Source organism: Hyphococcus formosus (assembly GCF_046736345.1).
Classification (GTDB): domain Bacteria; phylum Pseudomonadota; class Alphaproteobacteria; order Caulobacterales; family Parvularculaceae; genus Hyphococcus; species Hyphococcus formosus.
Genome location: NZ_CP157210.1, coordinates 2091070 through 2111365 on the forward strand (window position 1 = coordinate 2091070; position 20296 = coordinate 2111365).

Sequence of the window (20296 nt, forward strand, 5' to 3'; positions counted from 1 at the left end):
ATGTCATCTCTATCCGGACACCCCTATTTGATCATGAACGGTCTAGGCAATCGGTTTGTCATCATCGACCTTCGCGATAACCCCATGGTTATTGATAATGATCTGGCCAAAAAAATCGCTGATCCGAAAACCGGTCCCGGTTGTGATCAGGTGATCACTCTCGAACACCGTAAAGGGATCGACGGTGTGTTCATGGGGATTTGGAATGCCGATGGTGATGAGGTTGGTGCCTGCGGCAATGCCTCGCGCTGTGTTGGCTGGCTCTTGATGGAAGAGCAGGACGAAAGCGAAACCCGATTCGAAACGGCGAGCGGCGCGCTCCATGCGACAAAGGTTGGCGACAAACGCATTGCGGTCGATATGGGCGAGCCGAAATTCCATTGGCGCGATATTCCGCTCGCCGAGCAAATGGACGACACCCGCTTTGTTGATATCAAATTAGGCCCGATCGACAATCCGGTCCTTTGGGGCCCTTCGACGGTCAATGTCGGTAACCCGCATTGCATCTTTTTCGTTGACGATGTGAACGCTCATGCGCTCGAAAAATTCGGACCGATGATTGAGCACCATCCGCTCTTCCCTGAACGCGCGAATGTTTCCATCGCCCAAGTAACCAGCAAACACGCGATCCGCCTTCGCGTGTGGGAACGCGGTGCGGGCATCACCAAAGCCTGCGGCACCGCCGCTTGTGCCGCACTGGTTTGCGCCCACCGGCGGCGATTAACCGGACGCAAGGCTGTTATCACGCTGGATGGCGGCGATCTTGCGGTTGAATGGCGCGAAGACGATAATCGCATCATCATGACCGGGCCGATATCACTTGACGAAAAAGGCGAATTCGGGACCGACTTCTAAAATGGCAAAGCTCTATTTCAATTATGCGGCGATGAATGCCGGTAAGTCGACAACCCTATTACAAGCGAGCTTCAATTACCGTGAACGCGGTATGGACACGATTGAATTTACCGCCAAGATCGATAACCGGGTTGAAACCGGCGTCATCGCGTCACGTATCGGCCTTCGTAAAGACGCTTATCTATTTGATCGGGATACGAACCTGTTTGATGTTGTCCGCAATGCGGTCACACAAAAACCCGCGGCCTGTGTGTTTCTCGACGAAGCTCAATTTTTGAATGCGCTTCAGGTTACGCAACTCGCGCAGATCGTCGATGAATTGAACATACCAGTCATGTGTTATGGCTTGCGCACTGATTTCAGCGGTGAGCTATTCGAGGGCAGCGCGCGACTTTTGGCGGTCGCGGATGAGATTCGCGAGCTGAAAACGATATGCCGTTGCGGCAGCAAAGCGACAATGAATCTGCGGATTGACGCCGCCGGCAATGCAGTCACCAGCGGCGCAAAGATCGAAATTGGCGGCAATGATCGCTATGTCCCGCTTTGCCGCAAACATTTCTACGAGGCGTTCAATCGGTAAATTATCCGAACGCCCCGTAATGATTTGCGATGGCTTCGCTTAACGTTCGCGAAGCGACCGAAATTTCGCGAAGCGGCCAGATGATCTCACGATGAATTTCGGGATAGGCACCGCCCTCTGCGTCGATATCCTCGACCTTTTCATCGAGCCCTGAGAACATATTCCCGCCTTTACTATTGGCCGGGAAGATGCGGCCCAGTAGGTCCGCGGTTTCATCAATTCTGAGATCCAGCGTCATCTCGATTAGATTGCGATGCTCAACATCGTGACGGCGCGAGAATGGCGGTGCACTCGCTACCAACGAGACTGCTTTCGCCATGAGGGCCTGACGAACCGCATGCAGAACACATAACCGGTCGCGATTTACGGTTTCTTTTCGCATGCCCGATAAATCAACGGCGCCGATCATTTCATCGAAATGACGAAGGTCACTGGAAACAAAGTCTGCAAGATGTTGAAACGCTTGCGACGTACCGCTGTCTTCCAAAGCCATTTGCGCGGCCTCATAGGAATCTGCAGCTTTACCCGCCCCGGCACTCACGGCCATCGCCGACCAATAACCGGGCGCATAAATATCAGCATAGGCACGAAGTACCGACACATCGGTCAGATCGCGGGCATGCACAGCCATCGCCATCAAAGCGCGCATTCGCGTCGAGCCTTCGACCTGTTCGACAAAACGGTCAGGCTCCTTGCCCGCGGCCTTCCCGAAACCGCCGGAAACATTCACCGGCGCACCCAACTGCTGAAGAATGGCATTATGCGGAATCGCCCGTAACGCGCTTAGGTCAAACCCACCACTTTGTGACCGTTTCGTTTGGCGGGAACCGGTTTTGAACAAAAGCCGAAGCGCAAAGCCGGATAGGATTTTGCGGTAATCTTCCCGTTCGAACAATCCTTCCTGCCATGTCTTCAGGCCGCGATACACATCCCATGAATAATTGATATCGCTATAAAACCGGTCTTCCTGAGCTGCTTCGGGGATTGAGCGGGAATGGGCCCACACCATCGCCATTGTTTGCGCTGCCAGCTCAGGCGTTTGGAAATGCGTATAGCCTTCGCCGCCCTGGAAACTACATTCCGTACGGAGACGAATGTTCTCTTTTGCAAAGCGCGACCGAACCCAAGGGGTTGTCAAATGATCGAGCCGATTACTGAAAGAACCCGGATGCGCCCCGCGCCCCATGGATTCGCCATGCGTGTTGAACACCAAGGCTTCAATGCCGGGCAGGTCCGCCGCGCCAAGGGCCCGCGCAAAAAGAACCTGCAACCGTTCAATCGCCAGATCCGCCGCGCATTGCCCCATAAACCGGCCTGAGTCAGAAAAGCCGAGTTGAATACTCATGACCCCGCGGCCAGAAACGTAATCCCGATATTCCGGTTCGCGCAGAAGGCGTTCGATAAAGCGGCCGCCGCTTTCGAGCGCTTGCGGGGTTTCAAATAGGGGTGAGATGTCCAGCTTATGTTCAACGCCATAAAGACGCGCAAGATAGACCGCCCCCATGATGGTCGCGGGCGCTTCGCATTCAGCAATCAAAAACCGGATGGGCGTATCGGCATCAATATGTTTCAGGATCTGTGCACAGAGCATGAATTGACGGCGCGCCGTCATTTTCTCCAAGAAGACAGAGCCAAAATTAACCGCTCGCCGTTGCGCCGCCATAGCCTTTTTCGCTGCCACATCAAGCGCAGAACGGCCTAGAAAACCGGTATCCGGATCAAGGCCGAGATCTGCCCGAAGGGCAGAGCGCACCTGCGCCGAATTGACCCGCAAATGAATGCGCGCGAGGCCCAAACCATAAGATTCCATCTCGGCGCGAAGGAGCAACAGTTCCGCCTTGCGCGCATCGCTATCGCTTTCTTCAATTTCTTTCGTCAGCGCCTCAACGATGGGATCAAGCGATGTGAGCCGTGCCGGATTTTCGTCGGTCAACAAATTTGCCGCCTGCACTACGGTTGACGGGTCATCCAGATCCCCAGCAAATGCCTTTGCTTGTTGTTCGGCGAGTTTTGCCGATGCCGTGAGCTGGCTTAGCAAATCCTGCAAAGATTTTGACGGCGTCTCACCCTGAATTTTCTGTAGCGAAGCGACATATCGCTGGAGTTGCTTTGCTTTTTCATCGATCCGTATGCGAATGGATTCGCCCCAATGAATATCGGTTCGCCCATCAAGATCATAACCAACCCATGTGGCAACGCTTAAAGGTTGCAATCGCAGGTCCGCCCATTTTTCTGGGAAATGTTTTTGCGCCACATTCAGGATCGCGCGGTTGATCCGTGCCACGGCCTCCTGCGCATTGGCGATGGCTTTGCGAGCCTCATCATGTTCGTAACGCAGCGTGATCTGGTCATCGCCTTCGTCAACTTTGGCAAGCTTCTGTCGCCAATCGGTTTTGTCCGAATCGCTTCCATTCACCGGATAAGCAGCAAGCACATCCCGCCGCGCCGCGCTAAGGGCAAAGGTAGGGTGGGCTGTAAAAACGACCCCTTCCGGCGCGCCTTCAACAGCCGCTTTGAATTCTTCGAAGCCGCCTTGGGCCAGTTGGGCCAAAATATCTTCCAGTGCACAGGCCCCGTCTCCCCGCCGGAGGTGGAAGGCTTCTGCACGATCCTCGAAAGACCGATCATTCAGATCATTTGCGATCGCCGTCAGGCTGCCAATCGAAACCTCACCAGATTCCAACCCCAGAAATAGCGCAGAAGCCAGACGTGAAACCGGGTTCAGATGGGGATCATTGTCGCTTTCCCCGGAAAACCGACGAAAATCGGACAAAAGACGGTCGACATTTTTCGCAACTGGTTGATCGTTCATTATGTTCCCTTGGCCTGCGTAATTGTGTGCTGCAACATAGGCAAACTGCCCAGCGCGAACCACCACAAACTGAGGGAAAAACTTTAGTTCAACACATTTTTTTGACGCTTATGAACGCGCACAAAAGATTGCGCAGCACAACCTGCTAAAAAATAGAAATAATCCTGCGCAAATTGGTATGGTACCTAGAGCAATACGACTAATTTATGGACCGCGCCCGCCAAATCAAAGGCAAGAAGAAATCTGCTCAGAGGTTCGTTGCAGCACGCCGAGAATTTCGCTTTCCATATATTCCATCGAAATTCGCGATGCCGGGCAGCACACATTCAACGCGGCAATGACCTTGGAGCCCCCCCGGTAGATCGGCACGGAAATTGACCGCAAACCCGGTTCCATCTCCTGATCGACCATGCTGTATCCATCTTCGCGGACTTTCTGGACGACCTCACGGAGCTTCTCTTTTGACGTAATGGTGGTTGGCGTATGCAACTCCATCTTCACTTCGCTCAGATATTGCTCAAACGCCTTTTCGCTCTCACCCGCGAGGAGAACCCGGCCGGTTGATGTTCCGTATGCGGGCCCACGATTGCCTACCGTAATACCGATACTGATACGCCGGTCGACCGTTGCACGCGCAATATAGATCACGTCATGCCCCGTAAGGACAGCAACGAAAACCGACTCGTTAAGCTCTTTCGACATGTCATTAATGATCGGCTGAATCACTTCGAGCATATTCATCGAAGACAGAGCGGAATAGCCTAACTCCAATATCTTTGGCTTGAGGTTGAAATAGTTCCCCTCTTTCTCAGCGTAGCCTTCCTGCACCAATGTCAAAAGGAAACGACGCGCCGAGGCGCGCGTCATCCCTGTTTCTTCGGCGATATTAGTTAACGTCATTTGCGGACGGTCGCGCTTGAATGCGCGAATAACTTCGAGCCCACGCGCCAAGGAATTGACGTAATCACGCTCGTTAATTTCTACTTCTTCTTTCACGCCCAGCTATTCCCCAAATCTGTTTTTTTCATTCGGTCGTCTATGTGAAGCTTCGGCCCTGATAGGATCTTCTGTTCTGTTTTTGTTATAAAAACTATCATCGCCGATGCCAAGCGCCGGCTTAGCCCGCTCTTTCGCCCCCCATGCGATAGAGCCTCCAGCTTTAAAACTCGGCCTTCTGCCCTTTTTTGCGCGCCGCGGATTACATTTCGGCGCGAACCTCGCCCCTCGCCCGCAAATGGCTCATGGAGACCACCTGCGAAACGAGATGCTGATTGCCATGATAGGCAATACTTATTTGGCCTACGGACTATGGAAGCCTCGGAATGAGGTGAAGCTCCGTCTGACGACCATCAATATAACGGAAGTCTTCGCCATCGAAATAACCATCGACTTCGAGCATGAACCGCACTTCCTGATTATCCCATTCCGGCACTTTCGAAATCGCATTGAGCTCGATTGAATAAGCGGTATCGGGGCGCATTTTATAATCGCCTCTCACCGGTGTGCCGTTTTGCTGCTCCCATGACCCAATCGTAGGTCCTGCACCGTGGCCGTGATAGCCAATCGGATGGGTATAGATCGTTGGGTTAAGACCGCGTCTGATCGCTTTTTTCCGTGCAGCAAAGAGAATGTTGTTGCCGCTGACGCCCGTCTTGAATTCAGACGTCAACGCATCCTGAACGCCATTCGCATCGCTAAGCCCCTTGCGAAGGCCCTTTGGCGCGGCGGTTTCGCCAGGCTTGAGAACATAAGCCATTTGCTGCGTGTCTGTTTTCAAACCCATATAGTCCATGCAGAAATCCACATGAAGCAAATCACCGGGCATAATGGTCTGACCATTTTCAAGCACCATGCTGTCAATGGCAAATGTTTCCATTGCATTGCGCTGTACACTGACGCTTGGTTGGCACCATGGCTCAACATCAAGCTCCGCAAGGCGCTCTCTATACCACCAAACAACTTGCGATGTTGTTGTCACGCCCGGAGTAATCACGGCCTCTGAAAGGCCTTCCTCAACGATTGAATGCGCAACCCGCATAATCGTTTGATAGGTATTCATTTCCGCCGGAATACGCGTTTCCAGCCAGCCAACCGCTAACGCGTCGTGGCTGACAATACGTTTCGAAAGCTCAGGGCCAATCGCCGCGCGGAATTGCCGGTCCTGACTGACTGACAAACCATCCGCCAATGGGAAGTGATCGGAAATATTGACCGCAATATTCTTTGGGTTCCGTTCACGGATAATTTCTTCAACCCGCGCCCACTGATCTGGCTGGGTATCCGGATCCCAAGCGGATGGGAAAACGTCTCCGACGGGGTACCGGGCTACAGCAAGGCGTTCAACGTTTTCGCCATTATCGAAAAAGATCAAAACCATGCGGCGACGCGCCGACATCCACGTCGCCGGTAACATGGTCTCAAGGACAGGATCTTCGTTATATTCGCGGGCGATCAACACCCACATCTCGACGCCATTTTCGCGCATCAAGGCAGGAACAACCGTATCAAGACGTTCCTTGAGCCACTGATCCTGAATTTTGGCCCGTTGTTGCAACGAGACCATTCCCGGCGTTGGCAGTTCATTTTGTTGCGCAATCGCTGGCGATGCCGACGCAACGACCGCAGCTAAAAGTGACGAAACGACTTTTTTCATTTTGTTCCTATTCCTTATTCGAACCGCGATACCCGACAAAAGTCAGCGAAGATCGATTTATTGTTTATTCGGCTTTGATCAGGTGAAACTTGGTCTGACGACCGTCCACATACCTTACTTTCTTGCCATCAAAAAACGCGTCTTCTTCCGATTTGAAATCGACATCCTGATTATTCCATTCAGGAACTTTTTTCGTGGCTTTCAGCTCGATTGACCAAGCGGTGTTTGCATATACCGGATACTCACCGCGCGGCACCATGACCTGATTTTCAGAGAGGCCGATGGAGCTACCAGCACCATGACCATGATACCCAATCGGGTGCGAATAGATGGTTGGGCGCAAGCCCTTCGCGATTGCTTTTTCTCTTGCAAGGCGAAGAATTTCATTACCCGTGCGACCGGCCTTGAATGAAGACGTCAGCGCATCCTGCACGGCGTTGTTTGCCGCCAAACCCGCCTTCAATCCTTCGGGGGCATCGGTTTCGCCGTCACGGAGGACATAGGCTACATGCTGTGTATCGGTGCTGTAGCCGTTATAGACGATGCCAAAATCTACCCGCAACATATCGCCTTTTTCGATCACGGCTGGCTTTCCGCGCATAACACCTTCAACGCCCTTGCGGGTAACCTCAACCGAAGGATGGAACCATGATCCCAATCCGAGATCATTGACCCGCTGACGATACCACCAGACCAGATCTTCATTCGTCGTTACGCCGGGCTTGACGACCTTGCCCGAGAATCCCTCACCGATAATGGCATGAGCGACACGGACCATCTCCTGATAGCGCTCCATCTCTGATGGGGTGCGCGTCTCAAGCCAGCCAACGGCGAGCGGGTAAGCAGAAACCACGCGGCTATCCATGCCCGACGGCAGCGAAGACATGAACCCGATATACTGGGAATGAGTCAGACCATCGGCAAAGGCCGTTAATTCAGACGTATTGATCGCGATTTTTTTTGGATCACGGTCAGCAATAATTTCTGTAAGCTGATCCCACTGGTTTGGATATTTATTCATATCCCACGCCGCTTCAAACATGCCATTCATGCCATGCTTGCTCACCACTAGGCGCTCAATGGGCTTGCCTTTGCCGGGATCGAAAAATACCAGAATCGTCCGGCGCCGCGCGCGCATATTCTTTGCGTCGAGCATTGTCGTGATGACGGGATCTTCGTTATATTCGCGAGCAATAATGACCCACATATCGATGTCATTATCGCGCATCAATTTCGGCAGAACAGTATCAAACCGTTCAATCAGCGCTTCATCATGAATTTTTGCCTGTTCCCGCAGTGATAGAATCTCGGGTAGTGCCGGGCTCATGGATTCTTCTGATTGCAGCGGCTCGGCAGCGATTACAGGTGACGCCGCAACTGACATGAATAAGCATGCGAGGACGCTATTTTTAAGACGGGCTGACATTAGAACCTCTTTCGCTGAAATTAATCAAATGGGCGATGAATTGATGCTGGCGGCGTAGAAAACCATTTAGGGCCAGCTTCGGTCATGTAAATACAATCTTCGATACGCACACCATATTTACCGGGCATATAAATGCCTGGCTCGTTCGACAAACACATGCCCGGTGCAAGCGGCATGGTTTCATTGGAAACGAAGTTAATCGGCTCGTGAACATCAAGGCCGATACCGTGGCCGGTCCGATGTGAAAGGCCAGGCAGTTGATAGCCGGGGCCATAGCCAAGCGATTCGTAATATCGCCTTACCGCTTTATCGACCTCGCCCGCTGGGGTACCGACCTGCGCCATTTCAAAGGCGATGTCTTGTCCGCGCCGGACTTGGTTCCAGACACGGATTTGTTCCGTGTTCGGCTCACCAAATACAAATGTCCGGGAAATGTCAGAGCGATAGCCGTGAATATTGCAGCCAAAGTCCAACAGGATCACCGAACCGTCTTCGACATATTCGGGAATCGTTGATCCGTGTGGTAACGCACTTCCCTTACCGACTTGTGCACCACCCGATGGGCCACTGCCGCCGAATTTGGCTTGGGTCTGATACATCAGATTTTGTATATCTTCCCGGCCCATCCCTTTTTCGATCCGCGGATAGACATCACGATAAGCGGCGATCGTCACGTCTGATGCAATCTGCATCAACTCTAGCTCGGCCGGTGACTTTATTAGACGGCAACCATTCACCACATCCCGCGCCGTTACCAGTTTCGCGCGCGGCGCTTCACGATTGATGCCATCAACAATGAAATGCCGGACCGCTTCGTCGATAGCGATCTTTTTGCTGTGAATGCGTTTTTCTTTCATCCACTGCGCAACAAGCGCAAATGGATCTTCATGCTCTTCCCATGTGCGCACTTCACCGGGGACCTTCATCACTTCGCGAAGGCGGCTTTCCTCAAAGCCCGGTGTCACGAAAAAGATTTCGCCCTCGGCGGGAATGATCGCGGCCGTCAAGCGTTCGCTAAGCCACCAATGAACACCGGTGAAATAGATCAGGCTTGATCCCGGCTCGATCAGGGTCGCTGCGATTCCTTGATCGCGCATAATGCGTTGGGCTTTTTCGATCCGCGCATTGCGCTCAGCTTTGCTAATCGGTGCCGCATTGCGGGCGCGCGCGATTACCGGATGCGAAGGCTCAGCTTTCTGTGCATTCGCATTCTTTTTCATGCCGGCGATAAGCCCGGCTCCAATCGCGATCATGCCGCCTGTACGAAGAAACTTCCGTCTATCCGCGCGCAACATTAGTCTGCGTCCTGTGCAAGATCACGGATCAATGTGTCCCAGTAAGTCAGCTCTTTATAATATGAATCAAGGAGAATACGCTCATTGATACCATGCGCACGGCTGTCTTCCGGCCGCACAAGACCCAAACTCCCGGCACCATAGGTCGGAATACCGACGCTACGATATTCACGGCCTTCAGTACCACCGGATGACATAACCGGCTGGAGCTTAACGCCCGGATAGTTGACCGCGACTGCGCGCTGCAACGCGCCCATAATATCTTCGCGGATTGGCGATGCAGGGCTTTCAACAGAACCGCGCTGCAAGGTCACCTCTAACTCGTCATTCTCAATCGTATCAATCAGTACACCGCGCACCTCTTCGGCACTCGTGCCCGGCATGATACGGCAATTGACGGTCGCATGCGCACTTTGCGGCAGGGCGTTTTCCGCATTACCAGCTTTCAGCATGGTCGCAACGCACGTCGTCCAAAGCATATGGGACGTGTTTGGATATTGCTTCACAATATCGATGGCTTGCCGGTCGGTGGGGTCTTCCATTAGCGCATTCAACGCATAGGCGAGTTCTCCGCCTTCACGTTCAGCAACATTCTTCGCCATCAAGCGGGTGATCTCGTTGAATTCTACCGGGAATTCATGATCTTCGATTTTCGTCAGTGCATGCGCGAGGTCGTAGATTGCGTTCTCTAGACCCGGACGAGAACTATGTCCGCCATCGCTCTTAGCTGTAATGATATAGGTTGCGAATGTTTTCTCCGCGGCCTGCATTGTAAAGGAGACAGGCGTGCCGTCTTTAGTGATCGTACCGCCGCCAGCGTCTGAGTTGAGCGCGAATTCGACCGATTTAATCTCTGGTGTTTTCAAAATCTCACGGGTTGTCAGCATGCCGGTTTCTTCATCACCGGAAAATGCCAGATAAAGATCGCGGTTCGGTTTGAACCCGTTTTCCTTCAAATTGGCAAAGGTCGAAACGAGTAGTGCGACACCGAATTTGTTATCTTGTGATCCACGCCCGTAAAGATAGCCGTCTTTCTCAACCGGTGTATAGGGGTCTGTATCCCAATTTTCGGGCAACGCGTCGACAACATCCATATGCGCGAGAAATGCAATCGCGGATTTGTCGCTATTCTCTTCGCCGGAATACCGAACGATCAGTCCTTCGACCTCTTCACCGTCAATCGTCAGTGGTACTTTTATAATATCTTCATTCGAAAAGCCCGCAGCTTTGAGCCGTTCTTCAAGAACATTGACCATCGCCGGGACCTGGCCAAAACCTTTTGCGGTTCTGAAGGTAATTAATTCTTCGAGCAACTCACGCGCTTCAACTTTGCGCTCCTGTTCAACACCGGTCGATTGCTTGCTCTCCGCGCAGGCTTGAGTGGAGATCGCTAAGGCAACGAGGGCGGCAGTCTGGCAAAGTCTTTTAATCAGCATCATGAATTCTCGCATTTTGGAAGTTTTGGAAAATGAAGCGGGACATCATTCGACATCCCGCTTCACTTGGAGCACTTCGTGAACGAACGACTAGAAGTCGACTGTGACGCCCATGAAGATGTTGCGACCAACAGCATCGTAGAACTGTGGATAGGTATTACCGTTTCCACCGTCCTCAATAGCCGTAGAAGTCGTCAACGGAGGGTCGGTATCGAAGACATTGTTCACGCCAAGGCGGAAACGAGCCATCTCCGAAAGTGTGTAGCCGAGTGAAAGGTCAAAGTAGTTACGTGAACCAAGTGACTCGTTGATCTCGGCATAGCTGCCAGACAGCGCTGGCTGCGAGCTTGTTTGTGCGATGTCTACTGATGAAATGTAGCGCCATGTGACAGACACAGACAGATCCGAAGGAGCATACCATGTTGTCAGGAACTTGTGACGCCATTCAGGACGTGGACGACCGCAAAGTCCGCCGTAGAGACCTTGGCAATCAAAGATGTCTGATTCCGGTGAATTCGGAAGCGGCTTTGATTCATACTCAGCCAGATAAGTTCCGACAAAGTTGAATTTCAGATCGCCCATCTTCGCCAGGTCATAGCGGTAGTTGATGTTCAAATCGACGCCAGAGGTCGTAAGTGAACCGGTATTGATGTTGAAGCGTTCAAAGTAGCCGTCTTCAAACAGGAAGAGTGAACCACCCTGACCGCGATTAATCCGGTCGCAGAAGAACGCATCACCAGTCGCAAGACAGTTGCTCATGGAGAGGTTCGGGTTCACACTGCCAACCAGCTTGTCAACTTTGATGTTGAAGTAGTCAACGGAAACGTTGAGGCCAGGAACGAAGGCAGGTGTGACAACCGCACCAAGCGAGAATGTGTTTGCGACTTCTGGCTCAAGATCCTCGTTACCACCGATCAATGTATTGAACTGACCTGCAGGGTTATCCTGAATATTGCCATACTGAGCCGCAGTCACACCCGTGTTCATGCACTGCTCAAGCGTTGCAAATGGTGTTGCACCTGAACATGGATCGAATGTGCCGTTTGGCAATTCAGTTAGTTCAACCTCGAAGCGCTGCTGCGATGAGAACAACTCAATTACGTTTGGCGCACGAACCGCACGTTGATAGCTGCCACGGAAGCGAACATCGCTGACTGGTGCCCAGTTTGCGCCCACTTTGTAAGTGTGCGTTGTGTGACCTGTGCTGTAGTCAGAGAAACGGTAAGCAGATTCAATCGACAGAAGGTCGAAGAATGGCTGACCATCAACAATCGGAATGTTCAACTCGCCAAAGAATTCTTTGACATTGACTTCACCGCTGATTGGCAGTTCTGGCGTAACCGCTGACTGATAAATTTCATCCGGCACATAAGACAATGTGTTCCGGCGATATTCACCACCAAGCGCGACAGCAACACCATCAGACGCCCATGGCATTTGAATGCCATAGTCCGCGAGATTACCGTTGATCGCAAAGATGATATTCGTCAGCGACGTATCACCTGTGATGCCTTTGTCCTCTAGGACATAAGACGTTGCTTCTGCGCTTGCGCCATTTGGACCGAAGTAATCAAGCGGCAAGCAGTTTGCGTCATCATTCGATGCGTCCGCATCTGCATTAATCGCACAAACAGTTTCGCCGAATGTCGAAGAGCCCGGACGTTGGTCGACCACAGCGTTCAAGGCATTCGCCAAGCGAACGCGGTTCGCATCACCGGTAAACCGGCTGCGGTAAGTCACTTTCGCATATGACGCAGAAAGATCATATTCGAATGGACCAGCAAGCACACCGTTCATGCCAGCAACCATGCGGTAGCTCGTGTGATTCAGGTCGTCCTGACGCGGGCCACCTTCGATGTTACGGCGACGAACGAGAACGCCATTTGCGACATCCTCTGGGCCGACATAGTTGCCGTCAACATCATAGATGCTGCCCGTTGAAAGGCCATTTGAACCACAAAGGTAATCCGCCTGCTGAGCGCTGAACAATGCGTTGTCACAGTTCAGGCCACCAGTAGAACCGTTGATACCACCGGATACCGTACCTGGCGCAATCTGCGCAACAGAGCGGTCATCCATGAAGTTCAGCTCAAGGTAAGGACGGAAATGATCGTTGATGTCGTAATGCGCATAAGCACCAAGCGTATAACGCTCGTCTGGACGCTGATAGTAGTTGTAAGGCGCGTAGTTAAATACGCCGCTACCATCTACGAACTCACCATTGTCAACGCGGAAGCCGTTTGCGAGGCCCGGAATACCCAATGAGTTAGACAGGTTGGCAGGGAATGCGAAACCTGAACCACCGCATTTATATTCGCTACCGCCTGGTCCGTCAGTACCGAGCGCACACGCACTATAGTCGCGTTCGCTTTGAACGATTGGGTTGACCTTACGATATGTACCGTAAGCGGTGACGTTACCGCGACCATCTTCGGAGTTGGTACCAACAACAACAGAATATTCCTGTGTCAGACCGTCAACAACATTGTTCGCAGGCTTTTCATAAGCGCCCGGCGTGATTGCGTTGTTCTGGTCGAGAAGGTCCTGAAGCTCATCATTGGAATTGTTGTGCTGAGAGAAGCCAATATTCGCGTTGAGGCGAAGACCTTCAAAATCGTCAATCATTTTGAAGTTCACAACACCAGCAATCGCGTCTGAGCCGTAAACCGCAGAAGCACCACCTGTCAGGACTTCAACGCCACCGATAAGCGCTGTCGGAATTTGGTTGAGGTCAGACGGTACAGATTTTGGCGAGCCATATGGCAAGCGGCGGCCATTGACCAGAACCAGCGTACGTGACGGGTCGAGACCACGAAGGTCAACCTGCGCCGTACCGGTCGCTTCGTTAGAGTGTGCGGCACCTTGCGATGCAAACACCTGTGGTAGTGCGTTTACGAGGTCTTCGGCGCGAACCGTACCGCGTAGTTCGAATTCAGCTGCGTCAACCGCAGTGATTGGGCTTACGCTTTCTGCATTCGCAGAACGAAGACGCGTACCCGTTACCACAATTTGGTCAGAACCCGCATCAACGGCCGCGGATTGCGCCAGCGCAGCCCCCGATGCGCCAATGCCAGTTAGTATAGTTGTTGTTGCCAACATTAATCGTATGGAATTTTTCACAATAATATCCTCTCGTTGCTTTGAAGCAATTCCCCTAGGCACAAGTTTTTAGTTAGAACGGTTTTCGTTATTTATATTTCCAGCTTGTTAGATCCGCCCCTTTCGGTGCCGCCGCTTCGATCCGTTTAAGGATCTTTGGCACATAGAAAGTATTGTATCTAAGCCGTGAAACCGCATTTGGATTTTGGTGATCGCCATTCCAGCAATGTTCAGCACGGTCACCATAGTCGACCTCCCCTTGATAAGGCGGGTTCGCCTTCTCAAGAAAATCTTCAGTCAAATAGACTGCGTTATTCAGGTAGTAGTTATCCATATCGCCAGTGTAGATATGAATCTTGCCCTGAAGCTTTGGACCAATTTCTTTCCAGTCCCGCTCCATGATGTAGCGGAGATCATAATTCTGGCGCCAATATTCAGCGACTTCCTTATCAATCTCGCCTGTTTCTTTATCCCAGATCCGTTTCGGGTAACCGTCTTCTCCATTGGGTGAGAATACAGCCTCCCATACGTCCCATTGCGCGCCAGAACGGGTCTTGTCACCAAGTACGAGTTCCCAGCGGTTCTCGCCTTCCATCGTACGCGAAATATGGCCGAGATAATTTCTGTGCGCAGGGCGATCGATCTTTGTGAACGGACCTTCGCGATAATAGGCATTGTCATCTTCATAGATATTGACGGTCATGAACTGACGGAAATCAATCGGATCAGGACATGCCGCGAATGCGCCATTATATTCGTCCGGATATTTCACCTGAACGCCAAGCGCTTCCCAACCGCCGGTTGAACCACCATATAGGAAACGCGCCCAGCCTTCGCCCAGACCGCGAAGTTCTTTTTCAATCGCCGGGATCAGCTCATAGGTAATTGCGTCGCCATACGGCCCGATATTCTCTGAGTTCACCGCATAGCTATCGTCATAATACGGATTACTATGGTCGATTTCCGCGATCAGCATGCGCGGCATGTCGTCGGAGATCCACTTTTTGTAGAAGTCATAAGCTTCTTGCTGCTCGATATGATTGTAACAATCCACATCGAAGCGCGAGCTATAGACACATTCCTCTTCGAGATTTGGCGGCGTTGTGCGGAAGCCACCAAAGTCAGCCGGGAAGTGACCGTGGAAAATCGCGAGCGGGAACTTTGCTTCCGGATGCTTGTCGAAATCTTTTGGCACAAGAACATGCGCTCGAAGATAGACATCGGTCCCCCAGAATTCTGAGAGCATGTCGCTGCGGATTTTGATGTGACGGATGAATTCCGTATCTTCCGGCTCAGCAATTTCAGGATTGACCTGATTGAGCGAAACCTTGATCCGGCCACGTTTTTTAGGGTCGAATTTTACTTTTTTCGGCTCGCTCACGAGATTGCCTGGCTCAAGACGCCAGTTCTGGCCCGCACCGCGCGCAGCAGGCAGCTTTACGGTTTTGCCATTCGAGAGATTGAACGTGTCGTATTTGTGCAGAACAGCCTGCACGTAATATTCGCCCGCAGGGACATCTTTGAGGTCACGCGCCGGGAAACCGAGAACATTCGTGCCGATATCCGTATATTGGCCCGGCTTGATGCCATCGACATTTACGCCAAACACCTGAGCCGCGTCGAAATTCGCGCTCACCTGAAAGCGGGGTTCCTTCTCACCATCGGGCGTAAGGATCAAAATGACCCGACCATCATACGCCGCCTCAGGCGCAGATTTGGGCAGTTCGACACGAAATGTTTCGGCGTTTGCTGCAGCGCCCATCAGCGCGAGCCCACCGATTACGGAACCCAATTTCAGAATATGTTTTAGCGACATAGCCCCTCACAAAATTACTGTTCTGAAATCTGGACGCACCTCTCCTGCCCTCGGAAAACGGCCCGAAGCGCGCGATTAATGCGTCGAAAAATCAGCAACCCTCTAAGCCACACAAATGGCGGCCATGGTGCTATTCGTAGTTTGTACGCATAGCGTTGTAAAGTGCGATATGTAAACTTTGTGAAATTTAGCCGATTATGCTAATCTGGCGCAATATTTTTCAGAGTTGCGCATACCCTTTCCTATCGGAAATGCTGCACTGTAGCAATAGTTTTGTTCGCATTGTGGTGCACTTTTTCACATTGCGCACAATTGCGAACCGACCTCATCGCGAAAACAAATGAGTAAAACTGAGAAATAACAGACCTGAACGCGCGACGTTTTCTCCGACGCGCGTAAACGCCCGGCACCCGCATCGAACCGATCGGTGCCAGTTATTCAGCATTCGGATAGATACGCGCTTAAAAGAAATTGCCTGAGACGGCTGCCGCCACGGAAACAGAACAAACCAAATTGCACTGCCTACACCGAAGCAGCACAGGCCCCGCTATTAGTCCGTAGACCGCGGTAATTTCCATTCCGGGCGGGGGAAATGGCAAGTATATCCATTCGGGAAGCGCTCCAGATAGTCTTGATGTTCGGGCTCCGCCTCCCAAAAGTCACTGACCGGAGAAACCTTTGTGACAACCTCACCCGGCCATAAACCGGACGCATTGACATCTTTGATGGTTCTTAGCGCTTCTTCTTTTTGTGCCTCGTCCACGTAAAAGATTTCGGAGCGATAGGACGTACCAATATCATTACCCTGACGATTTAAGGTTGATGGGTCGTGAATCTGAAAAAAGAATTCCAACAAGTTCCGATAACTCGTTTTCGTCGGATCGAAGATGATCTCGATTGCTTCGGCGTGTCCATGGTGGTTTTGATAGGTCGCATTCGGCACATCCCCACCCGTATAGCCGACGCGGGTTTTAACCACGCCCGGCTGTGCGCGAATGAGGTCCTGCATCCCCCAAAAGCACCCACCGGCAAGCACTGCACGCTCAGTATCCGCAGACATCATCAACTTCCTATTCACCCGTTCGCGACCACGATCGCCCGTTATTCGCGCCAAAAGCGCCCTGCGCAATTTATGGGGTCGTCCCCCGCTGCCTTAAAGTATAACGCAGCTCACATTTTGGCGAGCGCACCCCATAGTCCCAATATCTGCAGTCCGCCACATAAATCGGCACTCGGCCACCGGAACTGACCCAAACGGGGGGTGTTTTCTATGGTATGCTAGAGGTCTTCGCATCTTCCTTTGCGACCGCGACCCCATTTGCGGAAATTTTGGCCCGAATGCTTATGGCCTGCGTTTTCGCCTTTGTGATTGGCGTGGATCGCGAATATCGCAGCCGCCCCGCCGGCCTGCGCACGAATATGCTCACGGCCCTCGCCGCATGTGCTTTTACGATTATCGCGATTGAAATGATTTCCGATCTGGGCAGCTATGATGACCGCACCCAACTTGACCCAATCCGTGTGGTCCAGGCGGTTACGGCGGGCGTCGCCTTCCTCGCGGCGGGTACCATCATCCAATCGGGCGGAAGCGTGAAAGGTCTCACGACCGGCGCGGGCATGTGGCTCGCGGGCGCAGTCGGCCTCGCCTGCGGCGCGGGTTATTTGGCGGTCGGCTTCATCGCGACCTGCCTCGCGCTTTTGATCCTGATTCCAATCAACATTTTCGAAAAGAAAATGCCGACCAAGGACGACGAAAACTAGGCTTGGCGACAGACCATCCCACAATCGGCGTATGCCCCTCCTTTTATCGAAGAAATCGCCGCCCATTTTAGTTGAAAATTGCGGGCGGGCTCTTGTTTATCCGCTTGCATGGGCTATTGGTGAGCTGCTGGCGATGGGGGCGAATTTTCACCCCTAGCCAGATAATTTGTAACGTCATTTTCGAAACTCAATGGCCCGCCGGGCCAATACAAAGCTTGCCATTCAGGTAAGCCTTCGCTGATTTAAAGGAGCGCTTTCAATGTTCGCCGCCGTCACCCCTGTGCCGCCTGACGCTATTCTCGGTTTGTCCCTTGCTTACGCAGCAGACACGAGAAGCGATAAAATTGATCTTGGTGTCGGGGTGTACCGAACGATCGAGGGCGAGACACCCGTAATGGCGGCGGTTAAAAAAGCCGAAGCGTTTGTCATCGATCATCAGAACAGCAAACGCTATACGCCACCCGAAGGCGCACCCGGATTTACAGATAACATCCTTAAACTGGTTTTCGGCGACGCCGACGTGCTTCAATCCGGTCGCGCGGCTGCGGTACAAGCGCCGGGCGGATGTGGTGCATTGCGCCTTGCCGCTGACCTGCTTAACCGCTTTGGTGCAAAAACGATTTCAACGGGCGCACCAACTTGGGCCAATCACAAACCGCTTATGGGCGCGGCTGGCTTTGATATTCAAATGCTGCCCTATTATGACGCTGCATCGTCGTCGATCGATTTCGACGCTTATGTCGAAGCTGTTAAAAAGCTCGGGCCGAGCGATGTTCTGTTGATCCATAATTGCTGCCACAACCCAACCGGCGCAGATCTCAGTACGGATCAAATTGATATTCTCGCGCAAATGGCCAAAGAACAAGGCTTCTTCCCGCTGATTGACGCGGCCTATCACGGCTTCGCACAAGATCTCGAAAAAGACGCCTATATGATCCGCGCATTCGCAGATCAGGTTCCGGAAGTTTTGGTGACGTACTCTTGCTCCAAGAATTTCGGCCTTTATCGCGAACGTGTTGGTGCACTGATCGTTGTTTCCGACACTGCGGAGCGCGCACTGGCCATTAAATCCCACGCATTGAATATTGCGCGGGCGAACTATTCCATGCCGCCGGCCCATGGCGGCGCTATCGTTTCCGAAATTCTGGGGTCACCGGAACTCTCAAAAATGTGGCGCGATGAACTTGCTGCCATGTCCGGCGAAGTTCGGGGTAACCGGCAAAAACTTGTCGCGGAAGCGGAGAAAGCAGGCCTGGGTAATCGCCTGTCTTATATCACGAACCAACATGGCATGTTTTCACTTCTTCCGCTCAACGAAGAAGAGGTCGTTAAAATGCGTGTCGATCATGGGGTTTATATTGTTGGCGGCGGCCGCATTAATATGTGCGGTGTCAACCACACAAATGTCGAACGCCTTGTGGCTGCGTTTAAAGCCGTGACACAATCCTAAATATTTCTTTCAAAGAAAATCAGAAAAGGGCGTGCGGACTGCACGCCCTTTTTGTTTGTTGGCTGACGAAAGTCACAAACCCACAAAGTTTTCGGCGATCATCCGATGACTGGAAATCTTACTATTCCGCCCTCACCTGTGCGCGATAGGCATGGGGGCTTAAGCCACGCGCGCGTTTAAAGGCGGCACTAAAGGCAAAGGGGCTGCTATAGCCAATCTTGTCGGCGACTGTTCCGACGGTTTCATCGGGCTTACTCAATAAATCGGCGGCCATTGCCATTCGCCAGTTCTTCAAAAACGTCATTGGCGGCTCGCCTACGATATCGTTAAATCGGCGCGCAAGACTGGCGCGCGATGCATTGGTTTCTGCCGCGAGTTTATCGAGCGTCCAAGAACGACGCGGGTCTTGATGAATGAGCGCCAATGCCCGCTCAACAATCGGATCACCTTGCGATCGCCACGAAACCGGCCGTGCGGCATCATCTTTCGCCGCCCATGCTTTGAGCGCCGCCGTCAACAGAAGGTCAAACAAACGGTCTAATACCGCGGCTTGCCCCGGCTCATCTTTGGTCACTTCGTCAACGAGGAAAGACACCAAAGGCGAGTCCCAATCGTCTTGGTTCAACGATATGACCGGCGGCAACAACTTCCCGAGCTTGTCGCTCACCGTACTTAGATGTTCATAGGCACCGACAATAAAAATACTCTCCCCTTGCGGATCATTCCCCCATGTTCGGATACCGAGATCCATTTCTTCGAATAGGGAATTTCCGTCGAGATCTACGCATTGTTGCTGTGGTTTGATGACAATTTCCGGCGTGACATCCGGTGCGCTCACAACACAATAATGTTCGGGTGCACGGGTGACAGCAACACCGCCGGGCCGCACATGGTGGGGCGCGCCCTCATCGGGAACAACCCAGAAATCGCCATGGACCGCTGCGATTAAGGTCACTGGCGATTCCGCGATGACCCGCAGGCCCCAAGGGGCGCGCATGACACCGCGAAGCGCAAACGCACCACGGGCGCGGGTCCCCTCCAAAAGATTAGCTATCCCGTCCATCGATGAAAATTAGACGATCTCGTATGAATATGACTAGCCCTAACATGGGC

General features: G+C 52.4%; 14 protein-coding genes. 4 read left to right on the forward strand and 10 right to left on the reverse strand.

The genetic code is table 11. From position 1 onward, the window contains the following. Together dapF and ABFZ83_RS09590 are read left to right on the forward strand one after the other, a co-directional pair. Entirely contained in the window at positions 1-855 is an 855-nt protein-coding gene (gene dapF / locus ABFZ83_RS09585; protein WP_411816330.1) for a diaminopimelate epimerase, read from the forward strand. Position 856: 1 nt separating this feature from the next. After that, positions 857-1435 carry a thymidine kinase gene (locus ABFZ83_RS09590; RefSeq protein WP_411816331.1) on the forward strand — a complete coding sequence of 193 codons (579 nt, stop codon included), beginning with the start codon at positions 857-859 and terminating at the stop codon, positions 1433-1435. A 1-nt stretch (position 1436) separates the two neighbouring features. On the opposite strand, the gene ABFZ83_RS09595 is transcribed toward ABFZ83_RS09590, so the two are convergent. From ABFZ83_RS09595 to msrA, 9 genes are all read right to left on the reverse strand, one after another. Then, on the reverse strand, positions 1437-4247 hold the full coding sequence (locus ABFZ83_RS09595) for a phosphoenolpyruvate carboxylase (protein WP_411816332.1): 2811 nt from the start codon (positions 4245-4247) through the stop codon (positions 1437-1439). 225 nt (positions 4248-4472) lie between these two features. Next, the gene (locus ABFZ83_RS09600; RefSeq protein WP_411816333.1) at positions 4473-5243 is read right to left on the reverse strand and encodes an IclR family transcriptional regulator C-terminal domain-containing protein; all 771 of its coding nucleotides are present in this window, start codon (positions 5241-5243) and stop codon (positions 4473-4475) included. A gap of 310 nt (positions 5244-5553) precedes the next feature. After that, positions 5554-6900, reverse strand: coding sequence for a M24 family metallopeptidase (locus tag ABFZ83_RS09605; protein WP_411816334.1), 1347 nt, complete (start codon positions 6898-6900; stop codon positions 5554-5556). 64 nt (positions 6901-6964) lie between these two features. Continuing rightward, positions 6965-8326: a M24 family metallopeptidase gene (locus ABFZ83_RS09610; RefSeq protein ID WP_411816335.1), complete on the reverse strand. Its 1362-nt coding sequence runs from the start codon at positions 8324-8326 to the stop codon at positions 6965-6967. A gap of 20 nt (positions 8327-8346) precedes the next feature. Further along, positions 8347-9621, reverse strand: coding sequence for a M24 family metallopeptidase (locus tag ABFZ83_RS09615; RefSeq protein ID WP_411816336.1), 1275 nt, complete (start codon positions 9619-9621; stop codon positions 8347-8349). Beyond that, positions 9621-11060 carry a M20/M25/M40 family metallo-hydrolase gene (locus tag ABFZ83_RS09620; RefSeq protein WP_411816337.1) on the reverse strand — a complete coding sequence of 480 codons (1440 nt, stop codon included), beginning with the start codon at positions 11058-11060 and terminating at the stop codon, positions 9621-9623. The genes ABFZ83_RS09615 and ABFZ83_RS09620 overlap by 1 nt, the downstream gene beginning before the upstream one ends. An 87-nt stretch (positions 11061-11147) precedes the next feature. Then, positions 11148-14177 (reverse strand): TonB-dependent receptor domain-containing protein, encoded by a 3030-nt coding sequence (locus ABFZ83_RS09625; protein ID WP_411816338.1) that lies wholly within the window; start codon positions 14175-14177, stop codon positions 11148-11150. Positions 14178-14244: 67 nt separating this feature from the next. Continuing rightward, complete coding sequence (locus ABFZ83_RS09630) at positions 14245-15972, reverse strand: alpha/beta hydrolase-fold protein (RefSeq protein ID WP_411816339.1); 1728 nt, start codon at positions 15970-15972, stop codon at positions 14245-14247. Positions 15973-16522: 550 nt separating this feature from the next. Next, a complete protein-coding gene (gene msrA, locus ABFZ83_RS09635) occupies positions 16523-17032 on the reverse strand; it encodes a peptide-methionine (S)-S-oxide reductase MsrA (protein ID WP_411818821.1) in 510 nt (169 codons plus the stop codon). Between the two features lie 215 nt (positions 17033-17247). On the opposite strand from msrA, the gene ABFZ83_RS09640 reads away from it, so the two are divergent. Both ABFZ83_RS09640 and ABFZ83_RS09645 read left to right on the forward strand, forming a co-directional pair. Next, positions 17248-17733, forward strand: coding sequence for an MgtC/SapB family protein (locus tag ABFZ83_RS09640; protein ID WP_411816340.1), 486 nt, complete (start codon positions 17248-17250; stop codon positions 17731-17733). A gap of 259 nt (positions 17734-17992) precedes the next feature. Further along, complete coding sequence (locus tag ABFZ83_RS09645) at positions 17993-19183, forward strand: aromatic amino acid transaminase (protein WP_411816341.1); 1191 nt, start codon at positions 17993-17995, stop codon at positions 19181-19183. Between the two features lie 121 nt (positions 19184-19304). Here ABFZ83_RS09645 and ABFZ83_RS09650 read toward each other — a convergent pair whose 3' ends face one another. Beyond that, entirely contained in the window at positions 19305-20246 is a 942-nt protein-coding gene (locus tag ABFZ83_RS09650) for an AraC family transcriptional regulator (protein WP_411816342.1), read from the reverse strand. Positions 20247-20296: the final 50 nt, after the last annotated feature.

What these genes read in the sequence shown, in the direction of transcription:
- ABFZ83_RS09610 (WP_411816335.1), bottom strand. Translation starts at nt 8,326, where the DNA reads ATGTCAGCCCGTCTTAAAAATAGCGTCCTCGCATGCTTATTCATGTCA.
- ABFZ83_RS09615 (WP_411816336.1), bottom strand. Translation starts at nt 9,621, where the DNA reads ATGTTGCGCGCGGATAGACGGAAGTTTCTTCGTACAGGCGGCATGATC.
- ABFZ83_RS09645 (WP_411816341.1), top strand. Translation starts at nt 17,993, where the DNA reads ATGTTCGCCGCCGTCACCCCTGTGCCGCCTGACGCTATTCTCGGTTTG.
- dapF (WP_411816330.1), top strand. Translation starts at nt 1, where the DNA reads ATGTCATCTCTATCCGGACACCCCTATTTGATCATGAACGGTCTAGGC.
- msrA (WP_411818821.1), bottom strand. Translation starts at nt 17,032, where the DNA reads ATGTCTGCGGATACTGAGCGTGCAGTGCTTGCCGGTGGGTGCTTTTGG.
- ABFZ83_RS09620 (WP_411816337.1), bottom strand. Translation starts at nt 11,060, where the DNA reads ATGATGCTGATTAAAAGACTTTGCCAGACTGCCGCCCTCGTTGCCTTA.
- ABFZ83_RS09605 (WP_411816334.1), bottom strand. Translation starts at nt 6,900, where the DNA reads ATGAAAAAAGTCGTTTCGTCACTTTTAGCTGCGGTCGTTGCGTCGGCA.
- ABFZ83_RS09650 (WP_411816342.1), bottom strand. Translation starts at nt 20,246, where the DNA reads ATGGACGGGATAGCTAATCTTTTGGAGGGGACCCGCGCCCGTGGTGCG.
- ABFZ83_RS09640 (WP_411816340.1), top strand. Translation starts at nt 17,248, where the DNA reads ATGCTAGAGGTCTTCGCATCTTCCTTTGCGACCGCGACCCCATTTGCG.
- ABFZ83_RS09630 (WP_411816339.1), bottom strand. Translation starts at nt 15,972, where the DNA reads ATGTCGCTAAAACATATTCTGAAATTGGGTTCCGTAATCGGTGGGCTC.
- ABFZ83_RS09595 (WP_411816332.1), bottom strand. Translation starts at nt 4,247, where the DNA reads ATGAACGATCAACCAGTTGCGAAAAATGTCGACCGTCTTTTGTCCGAT.
- ABFZ83_RS09590 (WP_411816331.1), top strand. Translation starts at nt 857, where the DNA reads ATGGCAAAGCTCTATTTCAATTATGCGGCGATGAATGCCGGTAAGTCG.